This is a genomic window from Erythrobacter sp. HL-111, from assembly GCF_900105095.1.
Classification (GTDB): Bacteria; Pseudomonadota; Alphaproteobacteria; order Sphingomonadales; family Sphingomonadaceae; genus Erythrobacter.
Genome location: NZ_LT629743.1, coordinates 3,069,958 through 3,086,635, shown reverse-complemented (window position 1 = coordinate 3,086,635; position 16,678 = coordinate 3,069,958). Strand labels below are relative to the sequence as shown.

13 protein-coding genes are annotated in these 16,678 nt (G+C 68.2%); 8 read left to right on the top strand and 5 right to left on the bottom strand.

Annotation, left to right across the window (positions count from 1 at the left end):
* The first annotated feature begins 99 nt into the window (after positions 1-99).
* From BLU08_RS14490 to BLU08_RS14470, 5 genes are all read left to right on the top strand, one after another.
* The gene (locus BLU08_RS14490) at positions 100-1,710 is read left to right on the top strand and encodes a type II and III secretion system protein family protein (RefSeq protein ID WP_090200618.1); all 1,611 of its coding nucleotides are present in this window, start codon (positions 100-102) and stop codon (positions 1,708-1,710) included.
* Positions 1,711-1,732: 22 nt separating this feature from the next.
* The gene (locus tag BLU08_RS14485; protein ID WP_090200616.1) at positions 1,733-2,440 is read left to right on the top strand and encodes a CpaD family pilus assembly protein; all 708 of its coding nucleotides are present in this window, start codon (positions 1,733-1,735) and stop codon (positions 2,438-2,440) included.
* A 3-nt stretch (positions 2,441-2,443) separates the two neighbouring features.
* Positions 2,444-3,730: a pilus assembly protein CpaE gene (locus BLU08_RS14480; RefSeq protein WP_090200614.1), complete on the top strand. Its 1,287-nt coding sequence runs from the start codon at positions 2,444-2,446 to the stop codon at positions 3,728-3,730.
* A 100-nt stretch (positions 3,731-3,830) separates the two neighbouring features.
* Positions 3,831-4,802 carry a type II secretion system F family protein gene (locus BLU08_RS14475; protein WP_090200611.1) on the top strand — a complete coding sequence of 324 codons (972 nt, stop codon included), beginning with the start codon at positions 3,831-3,833 and terminating at the stop codon, positions 4,800-4,802.
* 17 nt (positions 4,803-4,819) lie between these two features.
* Positions 4,820-5,815 carry a type II secretion system F family protein gene (locus BLU08_RS14470; protein WP_090200609.1) on the top strand — a complete coding sequence of 332 codons (996 nt, stop codon included), beginning with the start codon at positions 4,820-4,822 and terminating at the stop codon, positions 5,813-5,815.
* Between the two features lie 77 nt (positions 5,816-5,892).
* On the opposite strand, the gene BLU08_RS14465 is transcribed toward BLU08_RS14470, so the two are convergent.
* The gene (locus BLU08_RS14465) at positions 5,893-6,405 is read right to left on the bottom strand and encodes a MarR family winged helix-turn-helix transcriptional regulator (protein ID WP_090200607.1); all 513 of its coding nucleotides are present in this window, start codon (positions 6,403-6,405) and stop codon (positions 5,893-5,895) included.
* Positions 6,406-6,489: 84 nt separating this feature from the next.
* Positions 6,490-7,362: a crotonase/enoyl-CoA hydratase family protein gene (locus BLU08_RS14460; RefSeq protein ID WP_090200605.1), complete on the bottom strand. Its 873-nt coding sequence runs from the start codon at positions 7,360-7,362 to the stop codon at positions 6,490-6,492.
* A gap of 278 nt (positions 7,363-7,640) precedes the next feature.
* Between BLU08_RS14460 and BLU08_RS14455 the strand changes: the two genes are divergently transcribed.
* Complete coding sequence (locus tag BLU08_RS14455; protein ID WP_090200604.1) at positions 7,641-7,751, top strand: enoyl-CoA hydratase; 111 nt, start codon at positions 7,641-7,643, stop codon at positions 7,749-7,751.
* A gap of 91 nt (positions 7,752-7,842) precedes the next feature.
* On the opposite strand, the gene BLU08_RS14450 is transcribed toward BLU08_RS14455, so the two are convergent.
* The 3 genes from BLU08_RS14450 to BLU08_RS14440 form a co-directional block, all read right to left on the bottom strand.
* Positions 7,843-8,826 carry a hypothetical protein gene (locus BLU08_RS14450; protein ID WP_090200602.1) on the bottom strand — a complete coding sequence of 328 codons (984 nt, stop codon included), beginning with the start codon at positions 8,824-8,826 and terminating at the stop codon, positions 7,843-7,845.
* A 404-nt stretch (positions 8,827-9,230) separates the two neighbouring features.
* Positions 9,231-10,016: an SDR family NAD(P)-dependent oxidoreductase gene (locus BLU08_RS14445; protein WP_090200600.1), complete on the bottom strand. Its 786-nt coding sequence runs from the start codon at positions 10,014-10,016 to the stop codon at positions 9,231-9,233.
* A gap of 102 nt (positions 10,017-10,118) precedes the next feature.
* Complete coding sequence (locus BLU08_RS14440; RefSeq protein WP_090200598.1) at positions 10,119-11,288, bottom strand: acetyl-CoA C-acetyltransferase; 1,170 nt, start codon at positions 11,286-11,288, stop codon at positions 10,119-10,121.
* 233 nt (positions 11,289-11,521) lie between these two features.
* Between BLU08_RS14440 and BLU08_RS14435 the strand changes: the two genes are divergently transcribed.
* Both BLU08_RS14435 and BLU08_RS14430 read left to right on the top strand, forming a co-directional pair.
* Entirely contained in the window at positions 11,522-13,267 is a 1,746-nt protein-coding gene (locus BLU08_RS14435) for a putative 2OG-Fe(II) oxygenase (RefSeq protein WP_090200595.1), read from the top strand.
* 369 nt (positions 13,268-13,636) lie between these two features.
* On the top strand, positions 13,637-16,660 hold the full coding sequence (locus BLU08_RS14430; RefSeq protein WP_090200592.1) for a TonB-dependent receptor domain-containing protein: 3,024 nt from the start codon (positions 13,637-13,639) through the stop codon (positions 16,658-16,660).
* Positions 16,661-16,678 lie beyond the last annotated feature (18 nt).

The window sequence follows — 16,678 nt, the reverse complement described above, 5'->3', positions numbered from 1 at the left end:
GCGAGGAGAAAGACGATGACCGGGGCACTCACGAACAAAACCACGGCGCGCGCAGGCCAGACCCCGCGCCCGAACCGGACCGATTTGGGGGGTCGAAAAATGACTAGCCGCCTGAGAAAGACTTTGCTGCTGGCGGGCCTTGCGCTGGTGCCGATGCTCGCTTCGACGATGTCCGCCACCACCGCGACCGCGCAGCAGGTCGAACGGCCCAGCCAGGAGATCGTGCTGTCGATCGGCCGCGGCGAACTCGTCACCGTGCCGGGCGCGATGACCGATGTCTTCGTCGCCAACGAGGCGATCGCCGATGTCCAGATCAAGGCGCAGAACCAGCTCTACGTCTTCGGCCGCGCCGGGGGCGAGACGACGATCTATGCCAGCAATGCCGGGGGCGACGTGATCTTCTCGGCCAACATTCGGGTCGGCAACAACATCTCGAGCATCGACCAGATGCTCGCGCTCGCCATGCCGGATGCCGAGGTGAACGTCGCGACCATGGGCGCCAACACGGTGCTGCTGACCGGCACCGTCTCCGCGCCCGAGGACGCCGCCGAGGCCGAACGCCTCGTCCAGGCCTTCCTCGGCGAGGAAGCCAACGTCATCAGCCGGATGAAGACGGCGACGCCCCTGCAGGTCAACCTGCAGGTCCGCTTCGCCGAAGTCAGCCGCAGCCTCGTGCGCGAGATCGGCGGCAACCTCACCCAGATCGACGGGTCGAGCGGCTTCCGCTTCGGCGTCGGCACGGGCCGCCAGCTCGGCGGGCGCGACCAGTGGCTGACGAACGGCCCGCTCGGCGTCGGCAACGACGTCGCGCAGTCGGCCTTCATCCTGCCCGACGGGACCGAGATCCCCGGCCCGGCGATCGATTCGAACGACGGCACCTCGATCGCGGGGCTCGGCCGGCTGTTCGGGATCGACACGCTCGGCGCGCTCGACCTGTCGGAACGGCTCGGCCTCATCACCACGATCTCGCAGCCCAACCTGACCGCGCTGTCGGGCGAGACCGCGACCTTCCTCGCGGGCGGCGAATTCCCGATCCCGGTCGCGCAGGGCCTCGGCCAGGTCACGGTGCAGTTCCGCCAGTTCGGCGTGAGCCTGTCCTACACCCCGACCGTGCTTTCGAACGGCCGCATTTCGATGCGCGTGCGTCCGGAAGTGTCCGAGCTGTCGACCCAGGGCTCGATCACGCTGAACGGTTTCCAGGTCCCCGCGCTCACCACCAGGCGGACCGAGACCACGGTCGAACTCGGCTCGGGCCAGAGCTTCATGATCGCGGGGCTGATGAGCACCAATTCGCAGAACGCGCTCGACAAGGCGCCGGGCCTCGGCGACGTGCCGATCCTCGGCAACCTCTTCCGCAGCCGCGAATTCCGCCGCGGGGAGAGCGAGCTGGTGATCGTCGTCACGCCCTACCTGGTGAAGCCGGTCGATGCGAAGGACATCGCCCTGCCGACCGACGGCTATCGTTCGGCGAACGAGCTCGAACAGCTGCTCGCCTACCAGAACCACGCCGGCCAGTCGGGGGCGAAGCGCCCCGGCCCGACCGCGGCGGGCGAGGACGCGCCGACGCCCGACGTCAGCGATGCCGACCCGGCCGCGATCGTGCCCGGCAAGGTGCCGCAACTGCCCAAGCCGGCGAAGCGCGCCGACGATCGCGGACGCGGCCGGACCGACCGGACCGCCGACGCCGCGGCCCCCGGCTTCAGCCTGTAACGCGAGAGGAAAGGTGAACCCCATGACCCTTCAACACCGCCGCAAACGGGCTTTCGCCCCCGGCCTTGCCATCGCCGTCTCGCTTGGCCTCGCGCTCGGCGGCTGTGCCGGGATGCCGACCAACCGCACGCTCTATTCGGTCAAGCAGCCGGTGGTCGAGCGGACCAATTTCACGCTCGACGTGGACACCGGCTCGGGCGGCCTGCCGATCTCCGAACAGCAGCGGCTCAACGGCTGGTTCGAGGCGATGGACCTCGGCTATGGCGACCGCGTCTCGATCGAGAACCCGGGCAAGAACCCCGCGGTCGCGGGCGCGGTGAGCGACCTTGCCGGACGCTATGGCCTGATCGTGAGCGAGACCGCGCCGACGACCGAAGGCTATCTCGAGCCCGGCCAGGCGCGCATCGTCATCACCCGTTCCGAGGCGCGCGTGCCCGGCTGCCCCGACTGGTCCGGGCCGGCCGATGCCAACTACATGAACGCGACGAGCCCCAATTTCGGCTGCGCGACCAACAGCAACCTCGCCGCGATGGTGGCCGACCCGCAGGACCTGCTCGAGGGCAAGAAGGGTGACAGCGAAACGGTCGTGCAGACCTCGAACAAGGCGATCGAGGCGCTGCGCGAAGCCCCGCCGACCGGCGCGCAGGGGCTCATGAATGCCACTGCGGGCGGTGCCGGCGGCGGCGGCGGCGGCGGCGGCGGCGGCGGCGGCGGTGCAGGAGGAAACTAAGCCATGAATGCTCCCTGGAAAAACGGTCTTCCCGGCAATCGCGATCCCTTCGCGGCCTATATCTGCGACGACACCGCGCTCGACGTGCTGCGCCCGGTCGTGATCGAGATGGGCTGGCAGCCGGAGAAGTGCAACAAGGGCGGCCTGAGGAACGCGATCCAGTCGCTCTCCGTCAGCGCGAGCCCGGCGATCCTGGTCGTCGACCTGTCGGAAAGCGGCGATCCCCTGAACGACATCAACGCGCTCGCCGAGGTGTGCGAGCCGGGGACGGTCGTGATCGCGATCGGCCAGGTCAACGACGTGCGGCTCTATCGCGACCTGCTTGCGAGCGGGATCCACGACTACCTGCTCAAGCCCCTGTCGGCGCAGCAGGTCCATGATGCGCTGGGCAATGCGCTGACCGTTTTCACCGCGCCGCGTTCGGGCGATGGCGACAGCGTGCGCCGGCACATCTCGACCGCGGTGGTCGGCACGCGCGGCGGGGTCGGCGCCTCGACGCTCGCGACCTCGCTCGCCTGGCTGTTCTCCGACCAGCACAAGGCGCCGACCGCGCTGCTCGACCTCGACGTTCATTTCGGGACCGGCGCGCTCGCGCTCGATCTCGAACCGGGCCGCGGGCTGACCGATGCGATCGACAATCCGAGCCGCATCGACGGGCTGTTCATCGAACGCGCGATGATCCGGGCGAACGACAACCTCTCGATCCTGTCGGCCGAAGCTCCGATCAACCAGCCCTTGATGACCGACGGGTCGGCCTTCGTCCAGCTGGAGGAGGAATTCCGCCAGGCCTTCGAGATGACGGTCATCGACATGCCGCGCAACATGCTGATCAACTTCCCGCAGCTGCTGGGCGACGTGAACCTCGTCCTCGTCACCTGCGAACTGACGCTCGCCTCGGCGCGCGACGCGATCCGCATCCTGTCCTGGCTCAAGACCAACGCCGCGCACGCGCACCCGATGATCGTCGCGAACAAGGTCCAGCCGGGCGTGGCGGAGATCTCGAAAAGCGATTTCGAGGCCTCGATCGAGCGCCGAATCGACTTTTCCGTGCCCTACGACATCAAGGCGGCGTCGAACGCGGCCAAGCTGGGGCAGGTCTTCGTCGATGCCAACCGCGCGAGCAAGGCGACCGCGGCGATCAGGCAGATCGCCGAACGCATCGTCGGCGCGAGCCAGGACGATCTAGAAAGCGTCGGCCAGGAGAAGAAGTCCCTGCTCGGCGGGTTCGACTTCAAGTCGCTGCTGGCGAAGAAGGACGCGAAGAAGGCCGAGGCGGAAGCGGCCGAATGATCCGCCGCGCCGGGGCCGCCGCCGCGCAAGCGCGCCGGCGCCCCGCCCCGCGGCCGGGCGGTCGAACGCCGGGTAGACACACGAGGCAGGAGCCGATGGCATGAGTTTTCTACAGACCCTGCTCGTCACGGGCGTGATCTTCAGCGTGCTGGTGGTGATCTACCTCGCCGTGCAGGGCGCGGGCGCCGGCAAGGCGCAGAAGCGCCGGCTGGAGGCGCTGCGCTACCGCCATTCCGAAAGCCTCGACGCCAAGGTCGAAAGCCAGTTCAAGCGCGCGGTCGCGGCGCGCAAGCCCAAGCTCTACCGCAAGGCCGGATCGGGTTCGCGGCTGGAAGCGCTCGCGATGCGGCTCGACCGGACCGGCAAGGGCTGGACCCTGTCGCAATATCTCTACGCCAGCCTCGGCCTGTGGCTCGCAGTGGCGGTGGTGATCTTCATCCAGAGCGGCGCGCTGCTGCTCTCGCTCGGGCTCGGCCTGCTGGTCGGCGCGGGGCTGCCGCACATGGTGGTCGGCTTCTTCATCAAGCAGCGCACCAATGCCTTCAACGCCAAGTTCCCCGACGGGATCGAGCTGCTCGTGCGCGGGCTCCGCTCGGGCCTCCCGGTGACCGAAACGCTCGCCGTGGTCGCGCAGGAAGTGCCCGGCCCGGTCGGGATCGAGTTCAAGGGCGTCACCGAACGGATCAAGATCGGCAAGACGATGGAGGATTCGCTCCAGGAAACCGCCGACCGGCTCGACATCCCCGAATTCAACTTCTTCTGCATCACGCTCGCGATCCAGCGGGAAACCGGGGGCAACCTCGCCGAAACCCTGTCGAACCTCGCCGACGTGCTGCGCAAGCGCGCCCAGATGAAGCTCAAGATCAAGGCGATGAGTTCGGAATCGAAGGCATCGGCCTACATCGTCGGCTCGCTGCCCTTCATCGTCTTCGCCATGATCTACTGGATCAACCCGGACTACATCGGCGGTTTCTTCGTCGATGAACGCCTGATGGTGGCCGGTCTGGGCGGGCTCATCTGGATGAGCATCGGCGTGTTCATCATGGCCAAGATGGTCAGCTTCGAAATCTGAGTTCGGGACGAAACACCATGATCGCACAACCTCCCGGACCCACCCTGCTCGGCTTCGACGTCATCCTCGTCGGTTCGATCCTGGCCGGGATCGCCGCCCTCGCCGTGCTTTTCGCGATCTACGCCGCGATCACGATCAAGGACCCGATGGCGAAGCGGGTGAAGTCGCTGAACGCCCGGCGCGAGGAGCTGAAGGCGGGGATCGTCAACTCGGGCGCGAAGAAGCGCACCAGCCTCGTGCGGCGGACCGACACGACCGACCGGGTCAAGGACCGCCTAAGCCGGATGAACGTCCTGCAGCAGAGCCAGGTCGCGGCGGTGCAGCAGAAGCTCGCCCATGCGGGCTACCGCAACAAGGAACTCGCGGTCGTCATCATCGGCCTGCGCGCGGTGCTGCCGATCGCCTTCGGCCTCGTTGCCGGGATGATGATCTACGTGGTCGAATACTGGCCCGACTGGAGCCCGATGACACGCTCGCTCGCCTTCGGGGCGTCGGTCTTCCTCGGCTACAAGGGGCCAGAACTCTATCTCTCCAACAAGGCGCAGAAGCGCACGAAGGAGATCCAGAAGGGCCTGCCCGACGCGCTCGACCTGCTCGTCATCTGCGCCGAGGCCGGCCTTACCGTCGACGCCGCGTTCAACCGCGTGGCGAAGGAACTGGGCCGGGCCTATCCCGAACTCGGCGACGAATTCGCGCTCACCGCGATCGAGCTGTCCTTCCTCAACGAACGCAAGATGGCGTTCAACAACCTCGCCTACCGGGTCAACCTGGAAGCGGTGAAGGGCGTTGTCACCACCATGATCCAGACCGAGCGTTACGGCACCCCGCTCGCCTCCGCGCTGCGCGTGCTGTCGGCCGAATTCCGCAACGAGCGCATGATGCGCGCCGAGGAAAAGGCCGCGCGCCTGCCCGCGATCATGACGGTGCCGCTGATCCTGTTCATCCTGCCGGTGCTGTTCGTGGTCATCCTCGGCCCGGCCGCCTGCTCGATCTCGGACGCGCTGATCAAGTAGCGCGCGCCGCACGCACACGAACCGGTCGGACCCGCCACGCGCGGATCCGGCCGGTTCGCGCGTCCGGGCGGCGGGCCTCAGCCTTCGGGCGGGTCTTCCGACAGGGCGATCGCGCGCTCGTAGATCCGCCTGAGCAGGCGCTTCATCTGCTCCTGTTCTGCGGGCGCCAGCCCTTCGAACAACTCGGCCTCGGTCGCGAGCGCGAGCGGCATGATCTCGGCATGGACCGCGCGGCCCTCGCCCGTCAGTTCGAGCAGGTGCGAGCGCCCGTCCGCCTCGTTCGCGGCGCGCGCGACGAGGCCGCGCTGCTCGAGCACCTTGCACGCCCGGTTGACCGCCACCTTGTCCATCAGCGTCGCGCGGGTGAGGTCGCGCTGCGTGCGGCCCACGGGTCCGCCCGCATCGCCGAGCACCGCCATCACCCGCCATTCGGGGATCTTGAGGCCGAAGCGCTTGCGATACCGCTCGGCGATCAGGCTGCTGACCGCGTTGGAGGCGATCGACAGGCGATAGGGCAGGAAACCGCCCAGTCCCCAGGGTTCTTCGCTGGCGAGGGCAGCGGGCGCATCGGCGGCAAGGGTTCTGGTCATCGAAGATGGTTTCTAATGAAACCACCACGTCATGCAAGCGTCACCTCGCCGCCGCCCGTGCCGAACCGCCCTCGATACGCCCGCCTATTCGTAGGCGCGTTGTTCCCACCACGGATAGAAATCGGGCATGTCCTCGCTCACCTTGCCGGGATAGGCCGGGGGGCGCTTTTCGAGGAAGCTCGCGATGCCCTCCTTCGCATCGGCCCCGCGCGAAAGCCGGTAGATCGCGCGCGAATCGATCTTGTGCGCCTCCATCGGGTGATCCGCGCTCATCAGGCGCCACATCATCGCCCGCGTCATGGCGACCGAAATGGCCGAGGTGTTCGCGGCGATCTCCCCCGCGAGGTCGCGCGCGGCGGACATGAGGTCACCGGGCGCGTGGACCGAGCGAACGAGGCCGCCGGCCTTCGCCTCGGCCGCATCGAACACCCGGCCCGAATAGCACCATTCCAGCGCCTGGCTGATCCCGACGATGCGCGGCAGGAACCAGCTCGAAGCGGCTTCGGGCACGATCCCGCGCCGCGCGAAGACGAAGCCGTAGCGCGCCGTCTCGCTGGCGAGGCGGATGTCCATGGCGAGCTGCATCGTCGCGCCGACCCCAACGGCGACCCCGTTGCAGGCCGCGATCAGCGGCTTCTTCGCTTCGAACAGGCGCAGCGTGAGGAGCCCCCCGCCGTCGCGGACCCGCTCGTCCGAAAGGTCGGCGACGTCATCGCCGCTCGCAAAGACCTGGCCGCCGTTCTCGGGCGTGAGGTCGGCGCCCGCGCAGAAGGCCCTTTCCCCGCTTCCCGTGAAGATCACCGCGCGCACGCCGTCGTCGGCATCGATATCGTCCATCGCCGCGATGATCTCCTCGCCCATGGTGCGGGTGTAGGCGTTCATCTTGTCGGGGCGGTCGAGGGTGATGGTGGCGATGCCGTCGGCCTTGCTGACGGTGATCTGGGTGTAGTCGGTCATGAATGCTGCTCTCCTTCCGCAGGCACGATGGCACGCCCCTTGCGAAAGGAAAACCTGCCAGATTGGCGAAGGGACGGAGGCGGGAGAAACGCCGCCCCAAGGATTGGGAAAAATCCCCGACCTTTTGCATCGCGGGCTCGGCAGCCTTCGCGCCGGGTTCCCCCGCAAGCACGGATTCGCGCGCTTCGGCAGGTTTGGCACGGGCCGTGCAAAGCGTCGGGCATCGAGCGGAGGCCCTCGCCGCCGCCGCAGACGAACGAGAAGCAAGGAGACCCGCCATGTTCACCCCCGATACCAGCCGCAACCTCATCGCCGCCGCCATCTCGCTTTGCATGAGCGCGATCCTCTTCGCCTATGCGATCGTCCCGGCAACGCCCGGCCTCGCCTGACCTCGCAAAGAGCCGCGCAAGCCCCCTTACTTCATGAAACCTCCCCCGGCCGGCCCCGCCGCCGCGCGCGGGGTGCGGCGGGGATCGGGACCTATTCCGCCGCCAGTCCGCCCTGCCCCTGCCGGACCTCCGCCTCGCCGCCGGGCAGCGCGATCCGCCACAGGCTGCCTGCCTGGATCGCGAACAGCGCCGCGATCAGGAATTCGAGCAATTCGTCGTCGTAATGCGGCAGGTGGTCCGACCAGTTGATCGGCAGTGGCGTCGGGGTGCCGAGCGCCAGCCCGGTCACCGCGTAACACGCGACCGCGAAGGCATAGAGCCCCGCCGCAAGCGGCGGCGCGACCGGGAATTCGAGCGCGTCGAGCAGCCGTCGCATCGTCGGCACATGGCGGTGGACCAGCGGCAGCACGAACAGCAGCACCGCCGTCACCGCTAGGCCGGGATAGACGAACAGCGAATTCGACCAGACGTTGTGGAGCGTGAATTCGCCCTGCACGTTGACCGCGGCGAGGGCGTCGGGCGTGCCGAAACCCACGATGCGTTGACCCCAGCTTATCTCTTCCCCGCCGACGAACACGAACATCGCGGCAAGCCCGACGAGCCACAGGGCCAGCCGCCCGCGGCCACCTCCGCGCGCACGCACGGCAAGCAGGAGGCAGGCCCAGGCGGCGAAAAGGTAGAGCAGCGCCGAGCCATATTCGAACGGCCCGTCCTCCACGAACAGACCGGTGAAAGTGGTCGCATCGACGAGCGCAAGCGCGGTGAGCGCCGCCCCACCGAGCGCGAACAGCACCCCGGCGGCGCGTTCGCCCCGCCCCGCGCGGGCGCGGCGGGCGAGCGGCGTTGCCTGCCGGGCCTCGAGCTGCACGGAAAGGCGGCGGGCCAGCGCGGCGAGCCTCCGGCGCGCGAGCCATGACACGCTCACCCCGATGACCGCGCTCCAGATCACGGCCTGACCGAACAACAGCTTGATCCCGCTCGCCCCGGTCAATCCCGCCACGACGTCCTGCAGCCAAAGCCCGGCCCCGATCCCGGCAAGGACCACCGCAAGATCGGTCACGTTATCACGCATCATCACCTCCTTCGACGCGGGCCGCAGCGCAGGGCCGAAAAGGTGAAGTGTTAGCCCCGTCAGGTAAACGCCGGGTAAAGGCGCGCTTGCACGTGGAAACGCTGCCTGCCTCGATCCGCTCAAAGCGGCGACTCGAGGGCCGGCGGGCGATCCGGCTCCGGCGGGGCCCGCTCCCGGCGTAAGGCAGCGACGCCTAATGCGCGACGAGCCGCGGCCGCCGCCATCCCGATCGATCGCGCGCCCGCGCCGCATCGCACCGGGCTGTCCGGGTGGCGCAGGCGAAAAGGCCCCCGCTGCCCGGCAGGCGGCGGGGGCCTTTTCCCATTGCCGACAAGCGGTCGGCAAATTCGTGTGGCCGACACGCGGTCGGCAAAGGGGGCCGTGCGGCCCTGTCGATCGCGCCGATCCTAGCGCGGCGCCATCCGGATCGCGCCGTCGAGGCGCACGTCCTCGCCGTTGAAATAGCCGGTTTCGATCATGCACATGGCGAGCTTGGCGTATTCCTCCGGCTGGCCGAGCCGCTTGGGGAACGGGACCGATGCGGCGAGCGCTTCCTTCACCTGCGGCGGGGCGGCGTTCATCAGCGGGGTGTCGAAGATGCCCGGAAGGATGGTGTTCACCCGGATGCCTTCCTTCATCAGGTCGCGCGCGATCGGCAGGGTCATGCCGACGACGCCGCCCTTGGACGCGGAATAGGCCGCCTGGCCCATCTGGCCGTCCTCGGCGGCGACCGACGCGGTGTTGACGATCGCGCCGCGATCGCCGTCCTCGGACAGCGGGTCGAGCGTCATCATGCCCGCCGCCGACTTGGCGATGCAGCGGAACGTCCCGATGAGGTTGACCTGGATCACGAAGTCGAAGGCGGAAATCGGGAAATGCTTGATCTCGCCGGTCTGCTTGTCGCGGCTGGCGGTCTTGATCGCGTTGCCGATCCCGGCGCAGTTGACCAGGATCCGCTCCTGCCCGTGGGCCTCGCGCGCCTTGGCGAAGGCGGCGTCGACTTCTTCGTCGCTGGTCACGTTGACTTTGCAGAACACGCCGCCCAGTTCGGCGGCGCGCTTCTCGCCCTCTTCCTCCTTGAGGTCGAAGATCGCGACCTTGGCGCCCTTCGCGGCGAGCGCGCGGGCGGTGGCGAGGCCGAGGCCGGAGGCGCCGCCGGTGACGACGGCAGGGGTGTTGGCAGATACTTCCATGGTGGTTTTCCTCTCAGATGAAACTTCGGCGAGGCCCCGCAAAGGCGGGGACCTCGTGCGATTTGGCGGGAGGTCCCTGCCTGCGCAGGGACCCGCGGGAGATCACACGGCCTCCACGATGGTGACGTTGGCGACGCCGCCGCCTTCGCACATCGTCTGCAGGCCGTATTTCTTGCCGTGGCGCTTCAGCGCGTGGACCAGCGTCGCCATCAGCTTGGTCCCCGATGCGCCGAGCGGGTGGCCGAGCGCGATCGCCCCGCCGTGGACGTTGAGCCTGTCCGGGTCGGCGCCGGTGTGCTTGAGCCAGGCGAGCGGCACGGGGGCGAAGGCCTCGTTCACCTCGTAGAGGTCGATGTCCTCGATCTTCAGACCGGCCCGCTCGAGCGCCCGGTCGGTCGCGAACAGCGGTTCCTCCAGCATGATGACCGGATCGCCCGCGGTGACGGTGAGGTTGTGGATGCGCGCGATCGGGGTGAGGCCGTATTTCTTGAGCGCCTCTTCGGAAACGACCAGCACCGCGCTCGACCCGTCGCAGATCTGGCTCGACGAAGCCGCAGTGATCTTGCCCTCGGGCGAGAGCAGCTTGACCCCCGCAATCCCTTCGAGGCTCGCATCGAAACGGATGCCTTCGTCGACCGTGTGCATTTCGGTGCCTTCGGGCGTTTCGATCTCCACCGGAACGATCTCGCTTTCGAAGGCGCCGCCCTGCGTCGCGGCGATCGCCTTTTCGTGGCTCGACAGGGCGAAGCGATCGAGATCGTCCTTGGTGAAGCCGTGCTTCTGCGCGATCATTTCCGCGCCCATGAACTGGCTGAACTGCACGCCGGGGAATTTCTCCTCCAGCCGCGGCGACTTGTAGTGGCCGAGCCCCTCCTTCATGTGCAGCGTCGCGTTGGAACCCATCGGCACGCGGCTCATGCTTTCGACGCCGCTCGCGATGACCACGTCCTGCGTCCCCGACATCACCGCCTGCGCGGCGAACTGGATCGCCTGCTGCGAGGAGCCGCATTGCCGGTCGATCGTCACCGCCGGGGTCGAATCCGGCAGGTTGGAGGCGAGCACGCCCATCCGCCCGACCTGCATCGCCTGTTCGCCCGCCTGCGTGACGCAGCCGGTCACCACGTCGTCGATCGCGTTCGGATCGATCCCGCTGCGCTCGACGATCGCGTCGAGCGACGCCGCGAGCAGGTCGACCGGGTGCACCCCCGCAAGACGCCCGCCGCGCCGCCCCCCGGCGGTGCGGACGGCTTCGACGATGTAAGCTGTGCTCATCTCTCTCTCCTTTGATCCCCTTCGAAAAACCGGTTTCGGTTTGGAACTCGCCTATGAGAGGCCTTCGCCGGAATCAAGCGGGCAAAACGGACCGGCACGGCGCGCGCGGCTTGCCAGCGCGGCGCACGGCTGGCAGGCACTCGCGCCGTGAGCACCATGGAGACGACGACGCCTCTCGCGGGGAATCCCGCGCTCGAGCGCACGCGCGCCACGACCGGCCGGCTGCGCCCGGCATGAGCGCGGCCCCTTCCCTGTCGGCGCCCGAGGCGATGGTGCGCGTCCGCATGGCGCTGCAGCGCGGCCAGCTGGCGCGCGCGCGGGCCATCGTCGAGGAGGCGCGGCGCGCCCATCCCGCCGATGCCGCGCTGGCCGATGCGGCAGGCGACATCGCGCTGAGATCGAACGACGCCGAGGCGGCCGCCGCGCATTTCGCCGCCGCCTGCACCAACGCGCCCGCGATGGTGGATTACGCGCTCAACCACGCGATCGCCCTGCAGCGGCTCGGCCGGCACGAGGAAGCGCTCGCCGCGATCCGCCCGCACGAGGGCGCGGGCCGCACGCTCGCGCGCTATGGCAGCGTTGCCGCGCTCTCGCACCGCGCCTGCGGGCGTCCGGCCGAGGCGGCACGCTGGTACGAGGCGGCGCTCGCCCGCGAGCCGCGCCATCCGCGGGCGCTCCATGGCCGCGCGCGGGTCGCGCTCGAACGGGGCGAAGCCGATGCGCTCGCCCGGTTCGACGCGGCGCTCGCGGTCAATCCGGGCGATGCGGACCTGTGGCTCGGCAAGGCGCAGGCGCTCGAACTCGCCGGCGACGTCGCGGGCGCGCGGATCGTGGCCGAACAGATCTGCGCGCAGGCCCCGGGCTTCATCGCCGCGCTGACCTTCCTCGCCGGGCTGAAGCACGCCGCGGGCGAGGCCGACTGGACCGCCCCCTTCGCCGAGGCCGCGAGGAAGGCGCCGCAGGATCCCAACATCGCGCACGCCCATGTCGAGGCGCTGGCCGGGCTCGATCGCGCCGAAGAGGCCGCCGCCATCGCCGCCGAGGCCCGCGCGCGCTTCCCGCGCGAGCCGCATTTCGCCCTGCTCGAGGCGGTGCATTGCGGCTCGGCGGGCGACTGGGACCGGGCCGAGGCGATCTTCGCGCGGCTTGCCGACTCCCGCCCGATCCGGTTCCGCAACGAGGCGCGCCACGCCCTGCGCGCGCGCGACCTGCCGCGCGCCCACGCCTGCCTCGACCGCGCGCTCGCCGCCGATCCGCGGGACATCGGGGCCTGGGCGCTGCGCGGGATCGCCTGGCGGCTGGGCGAGGACGCGGCATCGCGCGAACGGGCGGCCTGGCTGCACGGGCAGGCGGGGCTGGTGGGCTTTCGCGAACTGGCCGGGCGGGACGGGCTGGTGGCCGACGCGGCGCAGGCCTTGCGTGCGATCCATGCCCGTTCGACCATGCCGCTCGGCCAGAGCCTGCGCGGGGGCACGCAGACGCGCGGCATCCTGTTCCACCGGACCGAGCCGGTCCTTGCCGAACTGCACGAGGCGATCCGCGCGACGCTCGAGCTTCACCGCGCGGGCCTGCCGCCGCGCGACGCGGCGCACCCGCTGCTGCGCCACCGCGAGACGCCGTGGCAGCTGCTCGGTTCGTGGTCGGTCCGGCTGGCGGGCGGCGGAGCGGGGGGACAGGGCGATTACCACACCGCGCACATCCACCCGCAGGGGATCGTCTCGAGCGCGCTCTACCTCGTCGTGCCGGAGGAAGCCCACGCGCCCGTCGGCGAGGGCGAGCGCCCGCCCGGCTGGCTCGAAATCGGTTGTCCGCCGCCCGAGCTCGGGCTCGACCTGCCACCGCTCGCCACGATCGAGCCGCGCGAAGGCCGGCTCGCGCTGTTCCCCTCCACGCTCTATCACGGCACCACCCCGTTCGGATCGGCCGAGCGGATGACGATCGCCTTCGACGTGACATCCGCGGGCGGCCGCGAGACCTAACGCGCCCTACGGCAGGGACGCGGCAAGGAACGCGGCGAGGGACGCACCGCAAGCCACGTTGCAATGGTGCAGCAAACGCATTGCGCGATGCAGTTCGCGCAAGCACGTCACAGTGTTGCAACATGGCGACACCGGCGCCCGAAATTGGCGGTTTTCCCTTGCTGAGCTTTTCTTGGACACCCGGAACGTTCATTCCACTTCACAGGCGATTCCTGTTCGCTTGTTGCGCCGCTTCGTCGGCGCACCTTGCGTTGGAACCTTGCCCGACGTGAGAGGGGAGTCCGGGCGGTCCGTATACCGCCCTCCGCTCCATCGAGGAAATGGCCCGACCCCGGGATGGGGGGGCGGAAACGAAAGGGTACAGATTACATGAGAAAGTCCACGCTATTGCGTCTGAGCGCCGGCTCCTTTGCGGTCGGCCTCGCGCTGGCGGCCTCGCCGACCCTGGCGCAACAGACCGACCTCGAGGAAGAGGACGAAGCCGTCGCGCAGGATGCCGGCACCCGTCCGCAGCCTGCCGCGACCGATGCCCCGGCGATCATCGTCACGGGTTCGCGCGTCACCGACCCCAACCTGCGGCTGTCGAGCCCGGTTGCCGCGGTCGACGAAGCGGAACTGACCCTGCGCGGTACGAACGTCGCCGAACAGTTCCTGCGCGAACTGCCCGGCGCGGTGCCGAGCGTGGGCGCCCAGGTCAACAACGGCAACGGCGGCGCCAGCTTCGTCAACCTGCGCGGCATCGGTTCGCAGCGCAACCTCGTCCTGCTCGACGGTCGCCGCTTCGTCCCCGCGGACGAATCCGGCCGCGTCGACCTCAACAACATCCCGATCGCGGTGCTCGAACGGACCGACATCCTGACCGGCGGTGCGACCACCACCTATGGTGCGGACGCCGTTTCGGGTGTCGTCAACTTCATCACCAAGCGCGACTTCGCCGGCATCCAGCTCGACCTGACCAACCAGATCACCGAGCGCGGCGACGGCGAGATGTATCGCGCCGAAATGACGATCGGTGCCAATTTCGACGACGGTCGCGGCAACGCGGTCCTCAGCGTCGGCTACCAGGACCAGGCCGAAGTCTTCCAGGGCGACCGCGACTTCTCGATCTTCAACGTCGGTTCGTTCACCGGCACGGCGGGCGGTTCGTCGGCAACGGTCCCGTCCTACATCGTGTTCAACGGCCCGGAAGGCAGCGTGAACGGCCAGATCAACGACGAAGGCACGGACATCAAGCCGGGCGGTTTCAGCGGCGTCGACCTGTACAACTTCAACCCGCTCAACATCTTCCAGACGCCGTTCGAACGGTTCAACATGTACGGCGCGGCCAATTACGAGATCAGCCCGGCGATCGAACTCTATTCGCAGGCCGTGTTCTCGAAGCAGACCGTGTCGACCATCATCGCGCCGGGCGGTTCGTTCTTCAACACCTTCGAATACAACCTCAACAACCCGCTGATCCCCGATGCCATCGCGCAGCGTTTCGGCGATGCGCTGGGTCTCTCCGCGGCCGATTACGAGGCGGCGCGCAACACGCCGTTCGGTTCGACACTCCCCGACGGCACGTCGAACCCCGCCTACCGCACTTTCGACGCGCAGGTGCGTCGTCGTACGGTCGAAATCGGCACCCGCGATTCGGACTTCACCACCACGCTGTTCAACATGGTCGTGGGTGCGCGCGGTTCGATCACCGACAACATCGACTATGACCTGTTCGCCACCTACGGCGAATCCGAGCGTATTCAGCGCCAGTCGGGCTTCGCGCGCGCCGATCGCCTGCAGCAGTCGGTCCTTGCCATCCCCGATGGCGAGGGCGGCGTGCAGTGCATCGACACCTCGCGCGGCTGTGAACCGGTCAACCTGTTCGGCACACAGGGCAACCTCGGCAGCCAGGCCGCGCAGGACTTCGTGTTCAACCTGACCCAGCAGATCATCGACCAGTCGTCGATCGGCACGGTGCAGGGCTCGGTGTTCGGCGACCTGCCGATCACGCTGTTCGCCGACAGTCCGGTGAACTTCGCGGTCGGTGCGGAATATCGCGAATTCTCGACCAGCCAGGTTTCGGACGAAGCCTCGCAGACGCCGGGTGCGATCGTCGGCGCGGGCGGTGCGGACCCGAACTTCAGCGGTTCGTACGACGTGTTCGACGTCTACGGCGAACTCGTGGTCCCGATTCTCGAAGGGCTCCCCTTCGCCGAAAACCTGACGCTCGACCTGGGCGGCCGCTATTCGAACTACGAGCTTTCGAGCAACGAGTTCACCTGGAAGGCCGGCCTGACCTGGGAACCGGTGCTCGGCTTCTCGCTGCGCGGCAACTACCAGCGGGCGGCGCGGGCGCCGACCATCGGTGAGCTGTTCTTCCCGCAGGTCACGGGCCTCGACAACCTGTCGCAGGATCCGTGCGCGGGCAATGCGCCGACCACCGACGCCCAGCTTGCGGCGGTCTGTATCGCCCAGGGCGCACCGGCCTCGATCGTCAACAACGGCCTGATCGGTCAGCCTCCGGCGGGCCAGATCAACGTCACCACCGGCGGCAATCTCAACCTCGACACCGAACAGGCCGAAACCTGGACGGTCGGCTTCATCGCACAGCCCGATTTCGTTCCGGGCCTGACGCTGACGGTCGATTACTTCAACATCGCGATCGAGGATGCGATCACCTCGCCCGCCATCGGCGACATCATCCGGGGTTGCTACAATTCGGACAATCTCGATTTCGCGACCAACACCAACTGCCAGCTGATCGAACGCAGCGCCAGCACCGGTGAGATCGCGGGGGCCCAGAACGAAGTTCGCGGGGTCCTGCTCAACCTCACCAATCTGGGTCGCATCCAGACCGATGGTATCGACGTTCGCGTGAACTACGGCTCCGACCTGACCGACGACATCCGGCTCAACCTCAACTTCGAGGGCACCTGGACCAACGAAAACCGCTTCCAGGCGAATGCGGGCGACCCGAATTCGTTGTTCCGCGATTGCGTCGGCTTCTACTCGGTCAACTGCAACGTCCAGCCGGAATTCGTGTTCAACCAGCGCACGACGCTCAGCTTCATGGACGATTACTCGCTGTCGCTGCGGTGGCGTTACCTCAGCGGGGTCGAGCAGGAACCGGAAGACATCGCGGACCAGGGTCCGGCCTTCATCGGCGACTCCCCGGTCTTCGGCGAGGTCGATTTCACGCAGATCCCTGCGGAAAGCTATTTCGACCTGACCTTCCAGTGGGACGTGATGCAGAACGTGCTGTTCACCGCGACGGTAATCAACCTGTTCGACAACCAGCCCTCCGTGGTCGGTTCGGACATTGGTTCGACCTCGTTCAACTCGGGCAACGTCTTCCCGTCGACCTACGATCCGCTGGGTCGTCGCTACAGCGCGAACATCCGCTTCAGCTTCTAAGCCGAAGCCGGTTCGGCG

Coding starts and splice junctions, on each gene's coding strand:
- BLU08_RS14490 (WP_090200618.1), top strand. CDS start 100: ATGACTAGCCGCCTGAGAAAGACTTTGCTGCTGGCGGGCCTTGCGCTG.
- BLU08_RS14485 (WP_090200616.1), top strand. CDS start 1,733: ATGACCCTTCAACACCGCCGCAAACGGGCTTTCGCCCCCGGCCTTGCC.
- BLU08_RS14480 (WP_090200614.1), top strand. CDS start 2,444: ATGAATGCTCCCTGGAAAAACGGTCTTCCCGGCAATCGCGATCCCTTC.
- BLU08_RS14475 (WP_090200611.1), top strand. CDS start 3,831: ATGAGTTTTCTACAGACCCTGCTCGTCACGGGCGTGATCTTCAGCGTG.
- BLU08_RS14470 (WP_090200609.1), top strand. CDS start 4,820: ATGATCGCACAACCTCCCGGACCCACCCTGCTCGGCTTCGACGTCATC.
- BLU08_RS14465 (WP_090200607.1), bottom strand. CDS start 6,405: ATGACCAGAACCCTTGCCGCCGATGCGCCCGCTGCCCTCGCCAGCGAA.
- BLU08_RS14460 (WP_090200605.1), bottom strand. CDS start 7,362: ATGACCGACTACACCCAGATCACCGTCAGCAAGGCCGACGGCATCGCC.
- BLU08_RS14455 (WP_090200604.1), top strand. CDS start 7,641: ATGTTCACCCCCGATACCAGCCGCAACCTCATCGCCGCCGCCATCTCG.
- BLU08_RS14450 (WP_090200602.1), bottom strand. CDS start 8,826: ATGATGCGTGATAACGTGACCGATCTTGCGGTGGTCCTTGCCGGGATC.
- BLU08_RS14445 (WP_090200600.1), bottom strand. CDS start 10,016: ATGGAAGTATCTGCCAACACCCCTGCCGTCGTCACCGGCGGCGCCTCC.
- BLU08_RS14440 (WP_090200598.1), bottom strand. CDS start 11,288: ATGAGCACAGCTTACATCGTCGAAGCCGTCCGCACCGCCGGGGGGCGG.
- BLU08_RS14435 (WP_090200595.1), top strand. CDS start 11,522: ATGAGCGCGGCCCCTTCCCTGTCGGCGCCCGAGGCGATGGTGCGCGTC.
- BLU08_RS14430 (WP_090200592.1), top strand. CDS start 13,637: ATGAGAAAGTCCACGCTATTGCGTCTGAGCGCCGGCTCCTTTGCGGTC.